The organism is Pseudomonas sp. FDAARGOS_761 (assembly GCF_013343155.1).
Taxonomy (GTDB): Bacteria; Pseudomonadota; Gammaproteobacteria; order Pseudomonadales; family Pseudomonadaceae; genus Pseudomonas; species Pseudomonas aeruginosa.
Map to the genome: position 1 here is coordinate 4,258,194 of NZ_CP054572.1, position 15,788 is coordinate 4,273,981.

General features: G+C 65.0%; 17 protein-coding genes. 4 read left to right on the forward strand and 13 right to left on the reverse strand.

Features of this window, described 5'->3' with window-relative positions:
* Positions 1-17 precede the first annotated feature (17 nt).
* From FOC67_RS19780 to FOC67_RS19790, 3 genes are read right to left on the reverse strand one after another with little or no spacing between them, the layout of a single operon-like run.
* Entirely contained in the window at positions 18-659 is a 642-nt protein-coding gene (locus tag FOC67_RS19780) for an OB-fold-containig protein (RefSeq protein ID WP_003092607.1), read from the reverse strand.
* A gap of 55 nt (positions 660-714) precedes the next feature.
* Positions 715-1,410 carry a PspA/IM30 family protein gene (locus tag FOC67_RS19785; RefSeq protein ID WP_003092609.1) on the reverse strand — a complete coding sequence of 232 codons (696 nt, stop codon included), beginning with the start codon at positions 1,408-1,410 and terminating at the stop codon, positions 715-717.
* 14 nt (positions 1,411-1,424) lie between these two features.
* A complete protein-coding gene (locus FOC67_RS19790) occupies positions 1,425-2,045 on the reverse strand; it encodes a YjfI family protein (RefSeq protein WP_003092612.1) in 621 nt (206 codons plus the stop codon).
* Between the two features lie 304 nt (positions 2,046-2,349).
* Here FOC67_RS19790 and FOC67_RS19795 point away from each other — a divergent pair, with 304 nt between their 5' ends.
* A complete protein-coding gene (locus FOC67_RS19795; protein ID WP_003129868.1) occupies positions 2,350-3,579 on the forward strand; it encodes a CaiB/BaiF CoA-transferase family protein in 1,230 nt (409 codons plus the stop codon).
* Positions 3,580-3,764: 185 nt separating this feature from the next.
* Here FOC67_RS19795 and FOC67_RS19800 read toward each other — a convergent pair whose 3' ends face one another.
* On the reverse strand, positions 3,765-4,049 hold the full coding sequence (locus tag FOC67_RS19800; protein WP_003092618.1) for a DUF3509 domain-containing protein: 285 nt from the start codon (positions 4,047-4,049) through the stop codon (positions 3,765-3,767).
* Positions 4,050-4,161: 112 nt separating this feature from the next.
* Between FOC67_RS19800 and FOC67_RS19805 the strand changes: the two genes are divergently transcribed.
* Complete coding sequence (locus FOC67_RS19805; RefSeq protein ID WP_003129865.1) at positions 4,162-5,367, forward strand: alpha/beta hydrolase; 1,206 nt, start codon at positions 4,162-4,164, stop codon at positions 5,365-5,367.
* Between the two features lie 53 nt (positions 5,368-5,420).
* Here the strand turns inward: FOC67_RS19805 and thrC are convergent, their stop codons facing one another.
* From thrC to xerD, 4 genes are all read right to left on the reverse strand, one after another.
* A complete protein-coding gene (thrC, locus tag FOC67_RS19810; RefSeq protein ID WP_003092622.1) occupies positions 5,421-6,830 on the reverse strand; it encodes a threonine synthase in 1,410 nt (469 codons plus the stop codon).
* A gap of 52 nt (positions 6,831-6,882) precedes the next feature.
* Positions 6,883-8,187 (reverse strand): homoserine dehydrogenase, encoded by a 1,305-nt coding sequence (locus FOC67_RS19815; RefSeq protein WP_003109642.1) that lies wholly within the window; start codon positions 8,185-8,187, stop codon positions 6,883-6,885.
* A gap of 213 nt (positions 8,188-8,400) precedes the next feature.
* Positions 8,401-9,129 carry a bifunctional protein-disulfide isomerase/oxidoreductase DsbC gene (gene dsbC / locus FOC67_RS19820; RefSeq protein WP_003117459.1) on the reverse strand — a complete coding sequence of 243 codons (729 nt, stop codon included), beginning with the start codon at positions 9,127-9,129 and terminating at the stop codon, positions 8,401-8,403.
* Between the two features lie 126 nt (positions 9,130-9,255).
* Positions 9,256-10,152 carry a site-specific tyrosine recombinase XerD gene (gene xerD, locus FOC67_RS19825; RefSeq protein WP_003092629.1) on the reverse strand — a complete coding sequence of 299 codons (897 nt, stop codon included), beginning with the start codon at positions 10,150-10,152 and terminating at the stop codon, positions 9,256-9,258.
* A 214-nt stretch (positions 10,153-10,366) separates the two neighbouring features.
* On the opposite strand from xerD, the gene FOC67_RS19830 reads away from it, so the two are divergent.
* The gene (locus FOC67_RS19830) at positions 10,367-12,202 is read left to right on the forward strand and encodes a sodium:proton antiporter (protein WP_009313502.1); all 1,836 of its coding nucleotides are present in this window, start codon (positions 10,367-10,369) and stop codon (positions 12,200-12,202) included.
* A gap of 113 nt (positions 12,203-12,315) precedes the next feature.
* Positions 12,316-13,002, forward strand: coding sequence for a hypothetical protein (locus FOC67_RS19835; RefSeq protein WP_003092633.1), 687 nt, complete (start codon positions 12,316-12,318; stop codon positions 13,000-13,002).
* Between the two features lie 69 nt (positions 13,003-13,071).
* Here the strand turns inward: FOC67_RS19835 and FOC67_RS19840 are convergent, their stop codons facing one another.
* From FOC67_RS19840 to rpsP, 5 genes are all read right to left on the reverse strand, one after another.
* On the reverse strand, positions 13,072-13,497 hold the full coding sequence (locus FOC67_RS19840) for an acyl-CoA thioesterase (protein WP_003092635.1): 426 nt from the start codon (positions 13,495-13,497) through the stop codon (positions 13,072-13,074).
* Between the two features lie 151 nt (positions 13,498-13,648).
* A complete protein-coding gene (rplS, locus tag FOC67_RS19845; RefSeq protein ID WP_003092637.1) occupies positions 13,649-13,999 on the reverse strand; it encodes a 50S ribosomal protein L19 in 351 nt (116 codons plus the stop codon).
* A gap of 41 nt (positions 14,000-14,040) precedes the next feature.
* Entirely contained in the window at positions 14,041-14,799 is a 759-nt protein-coding gene (gene trmD / locus FOC67_RS19850) for a tRNA (guanosine(37)-N1)-methyltransferase TrmD (protein ID WP_003119312.1), read from the reverse strand.
* A 6-nt stretch (positions 14,800-14,805) separates the two neighbouring features.
* A complete protein-coding gene (gene rimM, locus FOC67_RS19855) occupies positions 14,806-15,333 on the reverse strand; it encodes a ribosome maturation factor RimM (protein WP_003092640.1) in 528 nt (175 codons plus the stop codon).
* A 15-nt stretch (positions 15,334-15,348) separates the two neighbouring features.
* Positions 15,349-15,600 (reverse strand): 30S ribosomal protein S16, encoded by a 252-nt coding sequence (rpsP, locus tag FOC67_RS19860; RefSeq protein WP_003109644.1) that lies wholly within the window; start codon positions 15,598-15,600, stop codon positions 15,349-15,351.
* Positions 15,601-15,788 lie beyond the last annotated feature (188 nt).

Genomic DNA, 15,788 nt, shown 5'->3' on the forward strand with positions numbered 1-15,788 from the left:
TTCTCACCGAGCCCGGGTCAGATACCGCGGAACTCTTCCTCGGTAACGACCCGATAGGCGTGCTCCGCCTCCAGGTACTCCAGCAGCACGACGCGATCGCCGCGCTTGAAGCCTTTGTTTTCTTCCGCACGAACTTTCAGGATCAGCCCGGCGCCGCCGTCTTCCAGCAACGCCTCGCCATGTTGCAGGGTGACCCGCCCGCTGCGCACCACCGCGACCTGGCCCAGCACCGACTTGCTGCTGGTGCTTTCCAGCTTGCGGAACAGCGGCCGCAACGGCCGGCACAGCGTGGCCGCCAGCGGCGCCGCCAGGAACAGCGCGCCCACCGCCACCACGGCGCCCAACGGGTAGCGCAGCCAGCCGAGCGACAATGCGCTGAGCAGCCACAACTGGACGAAGTAACAGAGGAACCAGGCGAAGAAGGACAGCAGGGTCAGCACCAGGGTGACCGGTACGCCGTTGAGTTTCAGCTTCGCCAGCAGCGCGGCGAGGCCTTCGGCCTGGCCGGCGCCATCGACGACCGACTCGGCGTCGAGATCGAGCACATCGATCTCGACCATGCCCAGGGCGACGATGCCCCAGTAGATGATCGCGAGGATCAGAAGAAAGCTGAACAGCACGGTCGGAAACGACAGCGCCGTCTGCAGGAAACCTTCCATTGTCGCTCTATCCCTGAAAAACGGGCCCGGACGCCTTCGCCGGGCCGCGGGCCTATCAGGCCTTGCCCTTTTCCTTCAGGCGCGCCAGCACGCCATCCACGCTGTTGCCCGAGGCCTTGATCCCGGCCGCGCGCAGCTTGGCGTCCAGCGCATCGTCCGGCGCCGCCGCGCTGGCCAGTTCGGCCGCGGCATCCATGGTCGCCGCGCGTTCGGCCTGGCGCTGCTTGATCCGCTCCAGGGAGTCCACCGCGGTCTGCAGCTTGCTCTTCGAGTTGCCGTAGCGCTGGGCAACGGCCATCTGCGCCTTCTGCACGCTCTCGGTGGCCTTGACCGTATCCACCTGTTGCTTGAGCTGGCGGATGTTGCCTTCGGCCTGGCTCACCGACTTGCGCAACTGGGCTACGCTGGCGGCGAATTCCGCGACCTGGGCACGCTCGCCCTCAAGCTGGTTCTCCAGGGTCGCGATCTTCTCCGCGACTTCCCGGGCCAGCTCCTCGTTGCCGGCCTCCAGTGCCTTGATCGCGTATTGCTCGTACTCGGCGACCTGGGCCGCGCCCTTCTCGACGCGCTCCTGGGCCAGGCGGTGGCGGGCCATGATCGAGGCCAGCGCTTCCCGCGACTTGCGCAGTTCGACGTCGGCGTCGCGGATCTCCTGGTCGAGGATGCGCAGCGCCTGGCTGTCGACGATCGCCTCGCCAACCTCGTTGGCTCCGCCGCGCAGGGCGCTCAGCAGCTTGCTCCATACCGTCATGATGGTGTCCTCCCTCAGGCCCGGGCTTTCAGGTAGCCGGCGTAGACTTCCGTGGCGCGGATCACGTTGCCGGCCAGGGTTTCGATTTCGTGCAGCACGCTGGCCAGCGACGAAGTCGTGCTCAACGCGCCGAACATGCTGTAGCAGCGCTCCTCGCCCGGCAGGTTGAGCAGGCCGATGCTCGACAGCGGGAACAGTTGCCGGCTGAGCAGGACCTCTTCGTTGAAGGCGGTCGCGTCGGTAACGTCGCTTTCCGGCCAGAGCAGCGCCTCGACGATGATCTGCTCGCCCTGGGGCGCGACGAACACCGGCAGGTCGCCGTATTCGCGCATGATCACGTAGAGACTCGCTTCCGCCCCCTCGATCAGCTCGATCTGGGCCTCGCCGCTGCTGAACAGCTCGGTGCCGCTCAGGGCCTCGGCCAGCGAGCGAGCGTTCCATACCCGGGCTTCCGTCATGTCTTCCTCCTTCTCCAAATGAGCCGCTCCGGCAGCCGGGCGACGCAGCATCCGCTCGATGCCGGCGAGCGCCGCGGCGTTCTCCGGCAAGATCCAGACTTCCTTCTTCACCAGGCCCTGCTCGCGCAGGCGCTGGCGAAAGACACGCTGATAATGGGCTGATGATTTCCGTTGCATGGACTCACACTACGAGATCACATGTAAGATTTCAACAGCTCACATGTAATAAAATCCAACGCACGCGCATATCTACGCCGGGCCGGCCGGAGCATGGAAAAGAAACACGGGGAGGAAAGAGAGAAAGAAATGGCACGAGGGGCCTCCCTGGCTCGGTGTCTGGCGCGCTACATCCTGTATCGACTCCCGCATTAAACCCTCTATGCAAAAGGAATTGAAGGACCGCCGGGCATATCGGGAAAAAACGGGAAACGTCTCACCCTACCGCGGCACCCGCCCGCACCGCCGGCAAATGCTCTAGGCTATGCGCACACTGCAGCCTGACGGACACCGCATGGAACATTCGCCCAAACCGCTGGCCGGCCTGAAGGTGGTCGAGCTCGGCACCCTGATCGCCGGCCCTTTCGCCTCGCGGATCTGCGCCGAGTTCGGCGCCGAAGTGATCAAGATCGAGTCGCCCGACGGCGGCGACCCACTGCGCAAGTGGCGCAAGCTCTACGAAGGCACCTCGCTGTGGTGGTTCGTTCAGGCACGCAACAAGAAATCCCTGACCCTCAATCTCAAGCACGCCGAGGGCCAGGCGATCCTGAAACGCCTGCTCGGCGATGCCGACATCCTGATCGAGAACTTCCGCCCCGGCGTACTGGAAAAGCTCGGCCTGGGCTGGGATGTCCTCCACGCGCTGAACCCGCGCCTGGTGATGGTGCGCCTGTCGGGCTTCGGCCAGACCGGCCCCTACAAGGACCAGCCGGGCTTCGGCGCGGTCGGCGAGTCGATGGGCGGACTGCGCTACATTACCGGCTTCGAGGACCGCCCGCCGGTTCGCACCGGGATTTCCATCGGCGACTCGATCGCCGCCCTGTGGGGCGTGATCGGCGCGCTGATGGCGCTGCGACACCGCGAGGTCAACGGCGGCGAGGGACAGATGGTCGACGTCGCCCTCTACGAGGCGATCTTCGCCATGATGGAAAGCATGGTTCCGGAATTCGACGTGTTCGGTTTCATCCGCGAGCGCACCGGCAACATCATGCCGGGCATCACCCCCTCCTCCATCCACACCAGCGCCGATGGCCGCCACGTACAGATCGGCGCCAACGGCGACGCGATCTTCCGCCGCTTCATGCAGGCCATCGGCCGCGACGACCTGGCCAGCGACCCGCGACTGGCCAGCAACGACGGGCGCGATGCGCGCCGCGACGAACTCTATGGGGTTATCGACCGCTGGGTCGCCTCGCAGCCCCTGGAGGAAGTGCTGGCGGTGCTGGCGCGAGCCGAAGTCCCGGCCAGCCGCATCTACTCCGCCGAAGACATGTTCCGCGATCCGCAATTCCTTGCCCGCGAGATGTTCCTCTCGGCACGCTTGCCGGACGGCAAGCCATTCCGCATGCCTGGCATCGTACCCAAGCTGTCCGCCACGCCAGGCTCGGCGGATTGGGTAGGCCCGGAACTGGGCGAGCATACCGATGCCCTGCTCGCCGAGCTGGGCTACGACAGCGAGGGCATCGCCGCCCTGCGCCGGGAAGGCGCCATCTGAACGGTACGCGGAGCCCTTCATCGGTGCTCCGCGGATAGTGCAGCCCCCTCTCCCCTATCCAGTCAGGGAGAGGGGGTTATCCGCACGCTTCCACAAGCATGGCGCCATCCGGCAAGAGCCGCTGCACCGGCGCGCGCCTTCGGCCTGACCGCCCGATGCGCAACGCGCCCTCGAACGAGACGGTGCTAGCGCGACGAATACAGCAGCACGTGATCCCGCTCGCGGAAGGTCGCCAGCACGTCTTCCTCCATCCGCCCGACCAGCACCTGCAATTCCCGGCGAATGGTCTGCACGGCATCCTCGAGATAGCTTTCGTCGTTCAACTGCACCTTGGCGATGACCCGCTGCAACAGGGTTTCCCCCTGCGGATCGACCAGCGTGACCACCCGTCCGCCATCGGGCCGGGGCTGGCTGAGGGTGAAGGGATGGGGAGCGAAGGCATCGGCCAGTCGTTGCTTCAGGCTGTCCAAATCAGGTCTCCTGTTTCGACGAATAAGACTCGTCAAAGACCGAAAAAACGCGAATAGGGTTCGTCGATGCAAGCATTTACCGGACTAACGGCAGCATCTGGCGAAAGGCCATGTGCCGGCGCAAATAGCCATTCGAGCTGAGCCAGGCCAACGCAACGATCAGCCCGCTATAAGGGAAGCACCGGGAAAAACTCCAACCATCCCACCCTCGCGCAACGCCTTCACCTGCTTGAAATTGCAGTATCCGGCGCGTCCGTCAGGCAGTAACAACGAGACTTTCCCCTGCGCACCGAACAGCGAGGATCTCATGACTGCCTTCGCATCCCCCCGCGGCGCCTGGCGCGCCTTCATCCTCGCGCTGGCATTCGCCGCCGGCACGGCACAGGGCTCGCTGCTGTTCGGCGCCGTCGGCCTGGCCAACGACCAGTACGCGCGTCCGGTCGCCGACACCGAGATCGCCAGCACCGCCGTGCTCGCCAATTGTCGTGGCTTCGTCGGGACCATCGCCAGGATCGTCCTGCTGGACGGCTCGATCCGCTGCAACGAGGCTTTTCCCTATGGCTTCGCCAGCCCGATCAGTACCAGCGTCTACTATCCGGCGGACATCGCCGCGTCCGACGTCAAGCTTCCGGTCATCACTTTCGTCGGCGGCATACTTTCCAACGCCGGCAACTATCACGAACTGATGAAACTGTGGGCCAGCCACGGCTTCATCGTGGTGATCTCCTCCGACTTCATCAATTCCTTCCCGCTGATGCACGCCCTCGGCATCCTTGAGGTCGCGAAACTGGACAGGGACCCGGGCTCGGCCCTGCATGACCGGGCCGACTTTTCCCGGACGCTGGTCGCCGGGCACTCCGCCGGCGGCCAGGCCACACTGCAGAGCGCCAGCCTCTCTGCACAAGCCCTGCAACTCATCGAGCCACGGTTGAAGCTGGTCGGCGCCCTGCCGATCGAGCCAGGCCCCCTGGCCATCGGTTCCACGGTAAAGACCCCGACCCTGCTGCTGACCGGACTGGCCGATGTGGTCGTGCCGCCGCTCAGTTGGCCGATCCTCTGGCAGGGCCCGTTGATCCGCGACGTGCCCGCCTGGGGCGCCACGGCCACCACGGCGACCCACTTCAGCCCGCTGCGACAGATCGAGTACAACGAGTTCGCCGGCATCAGCGTCGCCTGGGCGCTGTACCAGGGAAAGAACGATGCCCAGGCCCGCGACTATTTCGTCGGGCGCTACTACAAGCTGGCCAGCGACATCCAGTTCAACGATCCACTGAGGCTGCTCCGCCCCTCGCGCAACAAACTCGCCGCTGCCCTTTGAGAAGACATGAAAAAGCCCGCCATCAAGGCGGGCTTCTTCCTTTCATGACAGGCTCAGAGCGGCTTGCCGCGATTGCCGTGCTGGCTGACGAAGGCCTGTACCTTGGCCAGCTCGTTCGGCAATACGGTGCAGCGCTCCTCGCGCTCGAACAGGTCGGCGAGGTGCGCAGGCAGCGCCGGCGCCTGGCCGATGCCGGCCTTCTCCACCGCTTCGGGGAACTTGACCGGATGCGCAGTGCCCAGGGTCACCATCGGCACGCTCAGGCTGCGCCGGCATTCGCGGGCGGCACGCACGCCAATGGCGGTGTGCGGGTCGAGCAACTCGCCACAGGAGCGGTATACCTCGGCGATGGTCTCGCAGGTCTGCTCGTCGCTGACCGCCAGGGAGTCGAACAGCTTGCGCGCCTCGGTCCAGCGCTGGTCTTCCACCGACAGCTTGCCGCTGGCCTTGAAGGCATCCAGCAGTTCGGCGACGGCCTTGCCGTTGCGGCCGTGCAGGTCGAACAGCAGGCGTTCGAAGTTGGACGAGACCATGATATCCATCGACGGCGACAGCGAGGGATGCAGGGTGTCCTTGTCGTAGCGATTACCGCTCATGAAGCGGTGCAGGATGTCGTTGCGGTTGGTCGCGACGATCAGCTGGCTGACCGGCAGACCCATGTTGCGCGCCAGGTAGCCGGCGAAGATGTCGCCGAAGTTGCCGGTCGGCACCGAGAACGCCACCGAGCGATGCGGCGCGCCGAGCTGCAGCGCGGCATGGAAGTAGTAGACGATCTGGGCCATGATCCGCGCCCAGTTGATCGAGTTCACCGCTACCAGGCGGGTACCCTTGAGGAAGCCCTGGTCGGCGAAGCTGGCCTTGACCATCTCCTGGCAGTCATCGAAGTTGCCTTCGATGGCGATGTTGTGGATGTTGTCGCCGAGGATGGTGGTCATCTGCCGGCGCTGCACCTCGGACACGCGGTTGTGCGGGTGCATGATGAAGATGTCGACGTTGTCGCAACGGCGGCAGCCTTCGATGGCCGCGGAGCCGGTATCGCCGGAGGTGGCTCCCATGATCACCACGCGCTCGCCGCGCTTGGCCAGCACATGGTCGAGCAGGCGGCCGAGCAGTTGCAGGGCGAAGTCCTTGAAGGCCAGGGTCGGGCCGTGGAACAGCTCCAGCACCCATTCGTTGCCGTTCAACTGGCGCAGCGGCGCCACTGCGTCATGGGCGAAGACGCCGTAGGTTTCCTCGAGGATCTTCTTGAAGTCGGCATCGGCGATGCTGCCGGCGACGAACGGGCGCATCACCCGGAAGGCCAGCTCGTGGTAGGGCAGGCCGACCCAGGAGGCGATCTCCTCGAGGGTGAAGCGTGGCAGGTTTTCCGGGACATAGAGGCCGCCGTCGCTGGCCAGGCCGGCGAGGAGGACATCTTCGAAGTTCAGGGCGGGCGCTTGGCCGCGGGTGCTGATGTAACGCATGTTCAAAACCTTCGCTGTTGACGCGGGCCCGCGAGCGGCGCCCGGCGTTCGATCAATTCAGTTGTTCGACACGGATACGGACCACCGGCCCGGACACGCCTTCCAGCGCTTCCAGGGCGGCGATGGCATCGTTGATGCGTTGTTCGATGACCCGGTGGGTAACCAGGATCATCGGCACCAGGCCGTCCTGTTCCTCGGCCTCCTTCTGCATGATCGATTCGATGTTGATGCCGCGCTCGGACAGGATGGTGGCCACCTGGGCCAGTACGCCCGGGTGGTCCTTGGCCTGGATGCGCAGGTAGTAGGCGCTTTCGCAGGCTTCGATCGGCAGGATCGGGTGGTCGGAAAGCGCGTCCGGCTGGAATGCCAGGTGCGGTACGCGGTTCTCCGGATCGGAGGTCATGGCACGGACCACGTCGACGAGGTCGGCCACCACCGAGGAAGCGGTCGGCTCCATGCCGGCACCGGCGCCGTAGTAGAGGGTCGAGCCGACGGCGTCGCCGTTGACCATCACCGCGTTCATCACGCCGTTGACGTTGGCGATCAGGCGATCCGAGGGAATCAGGGTCGGGTGCACGCGCAGCTCGAAGCCGCTCTCAGTGCGACGCGCCACGCCCAGGTGCTTGATGCGATAGCCGAGGGCGTCGGCGTAGTTGACGTCGGCGCTGGTCAGCTTCGAGATGCCTTCGGTGTAGGCCTTGTCGAACTGCAGCGGAATGCCGAAGGCGATCGAGGCGAGGATGGTCAGCTTGTGGGCGGCGTCGATGCCTTCCACGTCGAAGGTCGGGTCGGCCTCGGCATAGCCCAGGGCCTGAGCCTCGGCGAGCACGTCGGGGAAGGTACGGCCCTTCTCGCGCATTTCGCTGAGGATGAAGTTGCCGGTACCGTTGATGATCCCGGCCAGCCAGTTGATGCGGTTGGCCGACAGCCCCTCGCGGATCGCCTTGATCACCGGGATGCCGCCGGCGACAGCAGCCTCGAAGGCGACGATCACGCCCTTCTCGCGGGCCTTGGCGAAGATCTCGTTGCCGTGCACGGCGATCAGCGCCTTGTTCGCGGTGACCACGTGCTTGCCGTTCTCGATGGCCTTGAGCACCAGCTCATGGGCCAGGGTGTAGCCGCCGATCAGCTCGACGACCACGTCGATCTCGGGATTGCACGCTACGTCGAAGATATCGGCGGTGATGGGGGTCGCACCGGTATCGCACTTCGGGTTCGGCCGGCGGGCGGCGATCTGCGCAACCTCGATACCGCGCCCGGCACGGCGGGCAATCTCCTCGGCGTTGCGTTCGAGTACATTGAAGGTACCGCCACCGACGGTCCCCAACCCACAGATGCCTACTTTGACCGGTTTCACGCTGGAACTCCCCATCTCACCTACGACGGCCGGACGCGCCGGCCTGCTATGGTTCCCCGAGCGAATCGAGGTTGACGCGACCACTGTACGGGCCACGACGCATCCTGGCGATGGATTCCGCCAGCGGGCGGCGGAAATCGCCAATGATGAAAACAAAAGAGCCGCACATTACGAAGCGGCTCTTTATTAGTCAATTGTTCGGCAGGCCCGGCGCTACTTGGCCTCCAGCGCCAGCTTGGCCAACTGCTTGGCCGGCTGGTAGCCGGGGAGCAACTGGCCGTTGGCGAGGACGATCGCCGGCGTTCCCTGCACCCCGACCATCTGGCCCATCTGGAACTGCTTGTCGACCGGGTTCTTGCACTCGGAAGACTTGACCTCCTTGCCGTTCATCATGGCGTCCATCGCCTTGGTCGGCTCCTTCGCACACCAGACCGCCTGCAGTTGCTTGTCGCCCGCCGACTGCGGCCCCTGGCGCGGGAACGCCATGTAGCGCACCTCGATCCCCTGCTCGGTCAGGTCCGGCACCTCGGCATGCAGCTTCTGGCAGTACGGGCAGGTGGTATCGGTGAACACCGTGATGTGCGCCTTGGCCTGGCCCTTGGCCGGATACACCACCATCTCGCTGGCGGGCACGCCGTTGATCGCCTTGGCGATCGCCTGGCTCTCGGCCTTCTCGGTCAGGTTGACCGGCTTGCCGTCCTTCACCTGGTAGAGGTAGCCCTGCATGACGAACTGGCCGTCGGCGCTGGCGTAGAGCACCCGGCCGCCCTTCAGCTGCACCTGGTAGAGCCCCTGCAGCGGGCTGCTGGCGATGGAGTCGATGGGCAGGTCCGGTTGCAGGGCCTGCAGGGTCTTGCGGATGTTCTGATCGGCATTGTCTGCCAGGGCCAGGGTACTCATCAGGCCGAGGGCGGCAGCAGCCAGAAAACGGGTCACGCGCATGTGTCACTCCTGTCGTGCGGTCGGCGAAGCCTACCATAGACCGCTATCCCGACGGGCCCGACGCTTGTCGCAGAACGCTACGAAAGCGCCTCTTTTCGGATAGGTACGGATTTTTCGGACAAAGCGTCAGCCTCGCGGGTGGTGGCGTGCGTGCAGATCCTGGAGGCGGGCCCGGGCGATATGGGTATAGATCTGGGTGGTCGACAGGTCGCTGTGGCCGAGCAGCATCTGCACCACCCGCAGGTCGGCGCCATGGTTGAGCAGGTGGGTGGCGAAGGCGTGACGCAGGGTGTGCGGCGAAATCGACGTGCCGATCGCCGCCACCTGCGCGTGATGCTTGATGCGATGCCAGAAGGTCTGGCGGGTCATCTGTTCGCCGCGCAGGCTGGGGAACAGCACGTCGCTGGGCCGCCCGCCGAGCAGGTCGCCGCGGGCCTCGCGCAGGTAGCGTTCGAGCCAGCCGATGGCTTCCTCACCGAGCGGCACCAGGCGCTCCTTGCTGCCCTTGCCGAAGACCTTGACCACGCCCTGGCGCAGGTTGACCTGCTCCAGGGTCAGGCCGACCAGTTCGCTGACCCGCAGGCCGCAGGCATACAGCACTTCGAGCATGGTGCGATCGCGCAGGCCCAGCGGGTCGTCGACTTCCGGCGCCGCCAGCAATGCCTCGACGTCCGCTTCGGAGAGGGATTTCGGCAACGGCTTGCCCAGTTGCGGCAGGTCCACCTGCAAGGTGGGATCCTCGGCGATCAGGCCATCGCGCAGGCAATAGCGGTAGAAGCCACGCAGGCCGGAGAGGAAGCGCGCGGTCGAGCGAGCCTTGTAGCCCTGTTCCAGGCGCCAGGCCAGGTGATCGAGGATGGCGTCGCGGCCGATGCCCTCCAGGCGCAGCCCGCGGCCATCGAGCCAGGCGTTGAACTGCTGGAGGTCGTTGCGATAAGCCTCGCGGGTGTTGTCGGCAAGGCCTTTTTCCAGCCACAGGGCATCGAGGAAACGGTCGATCAGGGGATGTTCGAGGGTACTCATGGATGAAGGCTGCGAACCAAATGAAAGCGCGACTAGTCTTTCATAGCCTGGGCGCTATCGCGAGCGTTGGCCGTCATCGCCACGTAATGGTTAGTCAGGCCGGTCGACAGGAGGTCGGCCGGCTTCCCGTGCCCGCGGGAAAAAGCGGAGCCATGTGGCTCGATGGTTCGCCCCGGCTCAGGACGAGCGGAGCGACGCTGACAAGGAATCCTCGATGGACCAGAACGCTATCCTGCTCGCCCTCGGCGGCATCGGTGCCGCCGCCCTGCTCAGTCAATGGCTGGCCTGGCGCCTGCGCCTGCCAGCCATTCTTTTCCTGCTGCTGTCCGGGATCGTCGCCGGCCCCCTCCTCGGCTGGCTCGATCCGGACGAGATGTTCGGCCCCCTGCTGTTCCCACTGGTATCCCTGGCAGTGGCGCTGATCCTCTTCGAGGGCAGCCTGACCCTGCATTTCAGCGAATGGAAGGAAATCGGCACCGTGGTGCACCGAATGGTGACCATCGGCGCGCTCTCGACCTGGGGCGTGATCGCCCTGGCCGCCCACTACCTGCTCGACTTCAGCTGGGAAATGGCCCTGCTGTTCGGCACCCTGACCCTGGTCACCGGGCCCACGGTGATCGTCCCGATGCTGCGGGTGGTCCGGCCCAAGGCCGCGGTGGCGAACATCCTGCGCTGGGAAGGCATCGTCATCGATCCCATCGGCGCCCTGCTGGCGGTAGTGGTGTACAGCTTCATCATCTCCAGCGGCGAAGGCGACGGCTGGCTGCACAGCCTGCAGACCTTCGGCGGGGTGATCCTCTGCGGCAGCCTGTTCGGCATCCTCGGCGGCTGGGCGCTGGGCATCGTCCTGCGCCGCCACTGGCTGCCGGACTACCTGCACAACCTGGCGACGCTGGCCGCGGTGCTGGGCGTGTTCATCGCCTCGAACCGGGTGATGCACGAATCCGGACTGCTCGCCGTCACCCTGATGGGCATGGGCCTGGCCAACATGAAGGGCGTCGACGTACGGCAGATCCTGCACTTCAAGGAAAACCTCAGCGTCCTGCTGATTTCCGGCCTGTTCATCCTCCTGGCCGCACGCCTGGACATCAATGCCCTGCTCGGCCTGGGCCCGGCGGCGCTGCTGGTGTTGCTGCTGATCCAGTTCGTCGCCCGTCCGCTGAACGTGGCGCTGTCGACCTGGGGTTCGCCGCTGAGCTGGCGCGAGCGCGCCCTGCTCAGCTGGATCGCCCCGCGCGGGATCGTCGCCGCGGCGGTCTCGGCGATCTTCGCCATCCGCCTGGGCGCCGAAGGCCATGCCCAGGCGGCGCTGCTGGTGCCGCTGACCTTCCTGGTGATCATCGGCACGGTGGTCCTGCAAAGCGCCACCGCCCGCCCCCTGGCGCGCCTGCTGAAGGTCGCCGAGCCCTCGCCCAGCGGCTACCTGATCGTCGGCGCCAATCCGGTCGGGCGCGCCATCGGCAAGACCCTGAAGAGCCTCGGCAGCCGCGTGCTGCTGACTGATTCGAGCTGGGAAAACATCCGCGCCGCCCGCATGGACAACCTGCCCACCTATTTCGGCAACCCCACCTCGCAGCACGCCGAAGCCCACCTCGACCTGGTCGGCATCGGGCATTTGCTGGGGGTTTCTCCGGCCGGCGAGTTGAACACCCTGGCGGCCATGCGCTTCCGCCACGAGTTCGGCCATCGCCAGCTGTTCGGCCTGCCGACCAGCCAGGAAGCCAAGCGTACCGACAAGCACCGCTCCAGCGACGAACACCGTGGCCGCCCGCTTGGCCAGCGACCGCTGACCTACGCGCAGTTCGCCAGCCTGCTGTCGCGCGGCGCCGAAATCCGCACCACCCTGCTCACCGACACCTTCGGCTGGAACGACTACCAGGCGCTGCACGGCGAGTCCGCGATCCTGCTGTTCGCCCGCGATCCGAACGGCAGGATGCACGTCGCCACGCCACAGTCCACGCTGGCGCCGGGCACCGGCTGGACGCTGCTGTCGCTGATCGAGGCGGAACCGTCAGTCAGCAAGTCGCAGGCCACGGAAATCGCCGACTAGACTTCAACGAACCGACGAAAGACCGTCGTCACCCTATCCAAGGTTGGGTGACAAACGAAGCCCACGAAGAGGATGATTGCATCTAGCCATCATCCTCTTTTTTTCATCAGGCCATGACCATGTCCAATCAACAACATTCCCGCCTGGGCCAGATCCTGATCAACAAGGGGCTGATTAGCGCCGCCCAACTGGACGCCGCGATCCAGGCGCAGTTGAGCAACCACAAGCGCCTGGGCGAAACCCTGATCGAGCAGGGCCTGCTGAGCGAACGGCAACTGAAGAAGGCGCTGAAGAAGCAGACCAACCTGCGCCTGGCCGCGACCCTGGTCGCCGCCCTGCTCAGTCCGTTCCAGATGGCCAGCGCCGACATCCAGCGTATGCAGCCGCCAGCGGCCATGAGCCGCCAGGAGTTGCCGAAGAACCTGCGTCCGCTGACCGACGTCGAGATGAGCAACGTCAACGCCCAGGGCCTCAACGAAAGCCTCGAGGGCCTGTTCCTGAAGGCCGAGGGCGGCGACGGCCTGGCCGCGGTGAAGCAACTGGCGAAGCTGGTGATGCCGGTGCTCGACAGCCTGGAGGCGGAAACCTCGATGAGCGACGTTCGCTACGAAACCGGCAAGACGCAAAGCACGCTCAACCCCGACGGCTCGGTCAACCTGCGCCTGCCGAGCAGTATCGGCGAGGTGCGCTTCGACAATATCCGCATTGCCGGCGCGCCGCGCGAGCAGACGTTCGGCAGTGTCAGCCTGCAACAGATCGACCTGTCCCAGGCTTCCCTGAAGATCAGCCTGCGGCCCTGATCCCAACCCAGGGCCGGATCGTCCGGGGATATGGAAAAGGCACCCGTGGATGCCTTCTTTCCGCCTGGCTCAAGCCGCCTGGCTGGCCGGGAACCCCGGCAGGACCGGAACCGGCCGCTTTTCGTCGTCGATGGCGACGAAGCTGAACAGGCCGTGTATGGCCTTCTCGCGACCGTCGGCGTACATGCTTTCCAGGTACACCTCGACCTCCACCTTGAGGCTGGTGTTGCCGACCTTGACCACCCGGCCGACCAGTTCGACGATCGAGCCCGCCGGGATCGGGTGGTTGAAGTCGATGCGATCGGTGGAGACGGTCACCAGCGGCAGGCGGCAGAAACGGGTCGCGGTGATGAACGAGACCTCGTCCATCCAGGCCAGCGCAGTTCCGCCGAACAGGGTGTTGTGGTGATTGGTGGTGGGCGGGAATACCGCCTTGGTCACACGGGTTTCGGAAAGCTCGGTGCGACGCAGGATTTCTTGCTCTCTGGGGGTCATGCCACGAATACCGGATGGAGTGGCTGCCTGGGTGCCGCGGATGTTGTACTGGTTATGCGCTGCCGTGGGCAGTAGGAAGCGCCGCCGGAAAGGCGAACGCCAGACATGAAAAAAGCAGCCCTCGGGCTGCTTTTCTCGGAGAAGAACCGGATTAGACCAGTTTTTCCTTGATGCGCGCGGCCTTGCCGGACAGGGCGCGGAGGTAGTACAGCTTGGCCTTGCGCACGTCGCCGCGACGCTTGACGCTCAGGCTGTCGACGATCGGGCTGTAGGTCTGGAAGGTACGTTCCACGCCCACGCCGTTGGAGATCTTGCGCACGGTGAAGGCGCTGTTCAGGCCACGGTTGCGTTTGGCGATGACGACGCCTTCGAAGGCCTGCAGACGCTGACGGTCGCCTTCCTTCACCTTGACCTGGACGATCACGGTGTCGCCGGGGGCGAACGCCGGGATCTCTTTGTTCATCTGTTCAGCTTCGATCTGCTGAATGATCTTGTTGGTCATGCTGTGCTCCTAAGACCGGCAATCGGCCAGCCATCGATACGTTAACTATCGTCCCGCTGACGGATGTATTCCGCCAGCAGCTTCTGCTCTTCTCCAGAAAGCGAGCGGCTATCCAGAAGATCGGCGCGTCGTTCCCAGGTCCGCCCAAGGGCCTGCTGCAAACGCCAACGCCGGATGTGTTCATGGTTGCCACTGAGCAACACTTCAGGAACACGTTTGTCCGCGTACACCTCGGGTCGGGTGTAGTGCGGGCAGTCGAGCAGGCCATCCGTGAAGGAGTCCTCCTCGGCGGAATCTGCATGACCCAATGCACCGGGCAGCAACCGCGTCACTGCATCGACCAGCACCATGGCCGGCAACTCACCGCCGGACAGGACATAATCGCCGATCGACCATTCTTCATCGACGTGCTCTTCGATGAAGCGCTCGTCGATGCCTTCGTAGCGCCCGGCGATGAGGATCAACGCTTCCTCTTCGGCCAGTTCGCGTACGCCCGCCTGCGTCAGCTGGCGGCCTTGCGGCGAAAGGTAGATCACCTTCGCCTTCCTGCCCCCGGCGGCTTGCCTGGCATCCGCCAGCGCGCCCTCCAGAGGCTTGATCTTCATCACCATGCCAGGGCCACCGCCGAAGGGCCGGTCGTCCACCGTCTGGTGGCGGTCCTCGGTGTAGTCCCGTGGATTCCAGCAGGTCAGCGTGAGCAGCCCCTGCTTTACCGCACGGCTGGTGATGCCATAGTCACTGATCGCGCGGAACATCTCCGGAAAGATGCTGACGACGCCCACCCACAAACGCTTGTCCATGGATGATCAGAAGTCCGCGTCCCAGTCCACCCGCATCTCGCCAGCGGCCAGGTCGATCGACAGCACGCACTGCCCGGTGTAGGGCAACAGGCGCTCGCGGTCGTCCAGGCTGCCCGCGCAGGGCTTGACCACCATGACATCGTTGGCACCGGTTTCCAGCAGATGGTCGATCACGCCGAGCAACTGCCCGCCCTGGTCGATCACCTTCAGGCCTTCCAACTGGTGCCAGTAGTACTCACCTTCCTCGAGAGAGGGCAACTCGCTACGCGGGATGCAGATCTCGTAACCGGTGAAGGTGCGGGCCTCTTCGCGATCGTCGAGCCCCTTGAGCTTGGCGGCCAGGACCTTGCCATGCAGGCGCCCCCTGACCAGCTCGGCCTGCCGAATCTCGCCGTCGCGCCGGAGCGTCCAGCGGCGATAGTCCAGCAGGTTGTCCAACGGGTCGGTAAAGGAATACACCTTCACCTCACCGCGGATGCCGTACACCGAAACGATCTTGCCGATCACGACCAGGTCGTCGGCGGGTGTCGGCATTTCACTCATGACGGCTTAGGCGTTTGCCTTGGCAGCGTCCTTGAGCAGCTGAGCAACGCGCTCAGACGGCTGTGCACCCTGGGCGAGCCAGTAGGTAGCACGCTCCTGGTCGACGGACAGACGCACTTCGCCACCAGTCGCAACCGGGTTGAAGAAACCGATGCGCTCGACGAAGCGACCATCGCGCGCATTGCGGCTGTTGGTCACGGTCAGGTGGTAGAAGGGGCGCTTTTTGGAGCCGCCACGAGCAAGACGGATGGTTACCATGTGAACTTCGTTCCTGTAGTCGGTGCTTGCAAAATGAATGCACGCTGGGCCCACGGCCCGAAAGGCCGCATATTCTAAGGATTATCGGGGAATTTGCAAATCTCTTTTTCGGCCACCCATCGGCCGGCGCGGAGAGCGCGAGAAGCGCGCGGTCCGCCCGCCGGCCGACGGCGCGGAACCGCCGGCGT

What these genes read in the sequence shown, in the direction of transcription:
- FOC67_RS19780 (WP_003092607.1), bottom strand. Translation starts at nt 659, where the DNA reads ATGGAAGGTTTCCTGCAGACGGCGCTGTCGTTTCCGACCGTGCTGTTC.
- FOC67_RS19785 (WP_003092609.1), bottom strand. Translation starts at nt 1,410, where the DNA reads ATGACGGTATGGAGCAAGCTGCTGAGCGCCCTGCGCGGCGGAGCCAAC.
- FOC67_RS19790 (WP_003092612.1), bottom strand. Translation starts at nt 2,045, where the DNA reads ATGCAACGGAAATCATCAGCCCATTATCAGCGTGTCTTTCGCCAGCGC.
- FOC67_RS19795 (WP_003129868.1), top strand. Translation starts at nt 2,350, where the DNA reads ATGCGCACACTGCAGCCTGACGGACACCGCATGGAACATTCGCCCAAA.
- thrC (WP_003092622.1), bottom strand. Translation starts at nt 6,830, where the DNA reads ATGCGTTACATCAGCACCCGCGGCCAAGCGCCCGCCCTGAACTTCGAA.
- dsbC (WP_003117459.1), bottom strand. Translation starts at nt 9,129, where the DNA reads ATGCGCGTGACCCGTTTTCTGGCTGCTGCCGCCCTCGGCCTGATGAGT.
- xerD (WP_003092629.1), bottom strand. Translation starts at nt 10,152, where the DNA reads ATGAGTACCCTCGAACATCCCCTGATCGACCGTTTCCTCGATGCCCTG.
- FOC67_RS19830 (WP_009313502.1), top strand. Translation starts at nt 10,367, where the DNA reads ATGGACCAGAACGCTATCCTGCTCGCCCTCGGCGGCATCGGTGCCGCC.
- FOC67_RS19835 (WP_003092633.1), top strand. Translation starts at nt 12,316, where the DNA reads ATGACCATGTCCAATCAACAACATTCCCGCCTGGGCCAGATCCTGATC.
- FOC67_RS19840 (WP_003092635.1), bottom strand. Translation starts at nt 13,497, where the DNA reads ATGACCCCCAGAGAGCAAGAAATCCTGCGTCGCACCGAGCTTTCCGAA.
- rplS (WP_003092637.1), bottom strand. Translation starts at nt 13,999, where the DNA reads ATGACCAACAAGATCATTCAGCAGATCGAAGCTGAACAGATGAACAAA.
- trmD (WP_003119312.1), bottom strand. Translation starts at nt 14,799, where the DNA reads ATGGACAAGCGTTTGTGGGTGGGCGTCGTCAGCATCTTTCCGGAGATG.
- rimM (WP_003092640.1), bottom strand. Translation starts at nt 15,333, where the DNA reads ATGCCGACACCCGCCGACGACCTGGTCGTGATCGGCAAGATCGTTTCG.
- rpsP (WP_003109644.1), bottom strand. Translation starts at nt 15,600, where the DNA reads ATGGTAACCATCCGTCTTGCTCGTGGCGGCTCCAAAAAGCGCCCCTTC.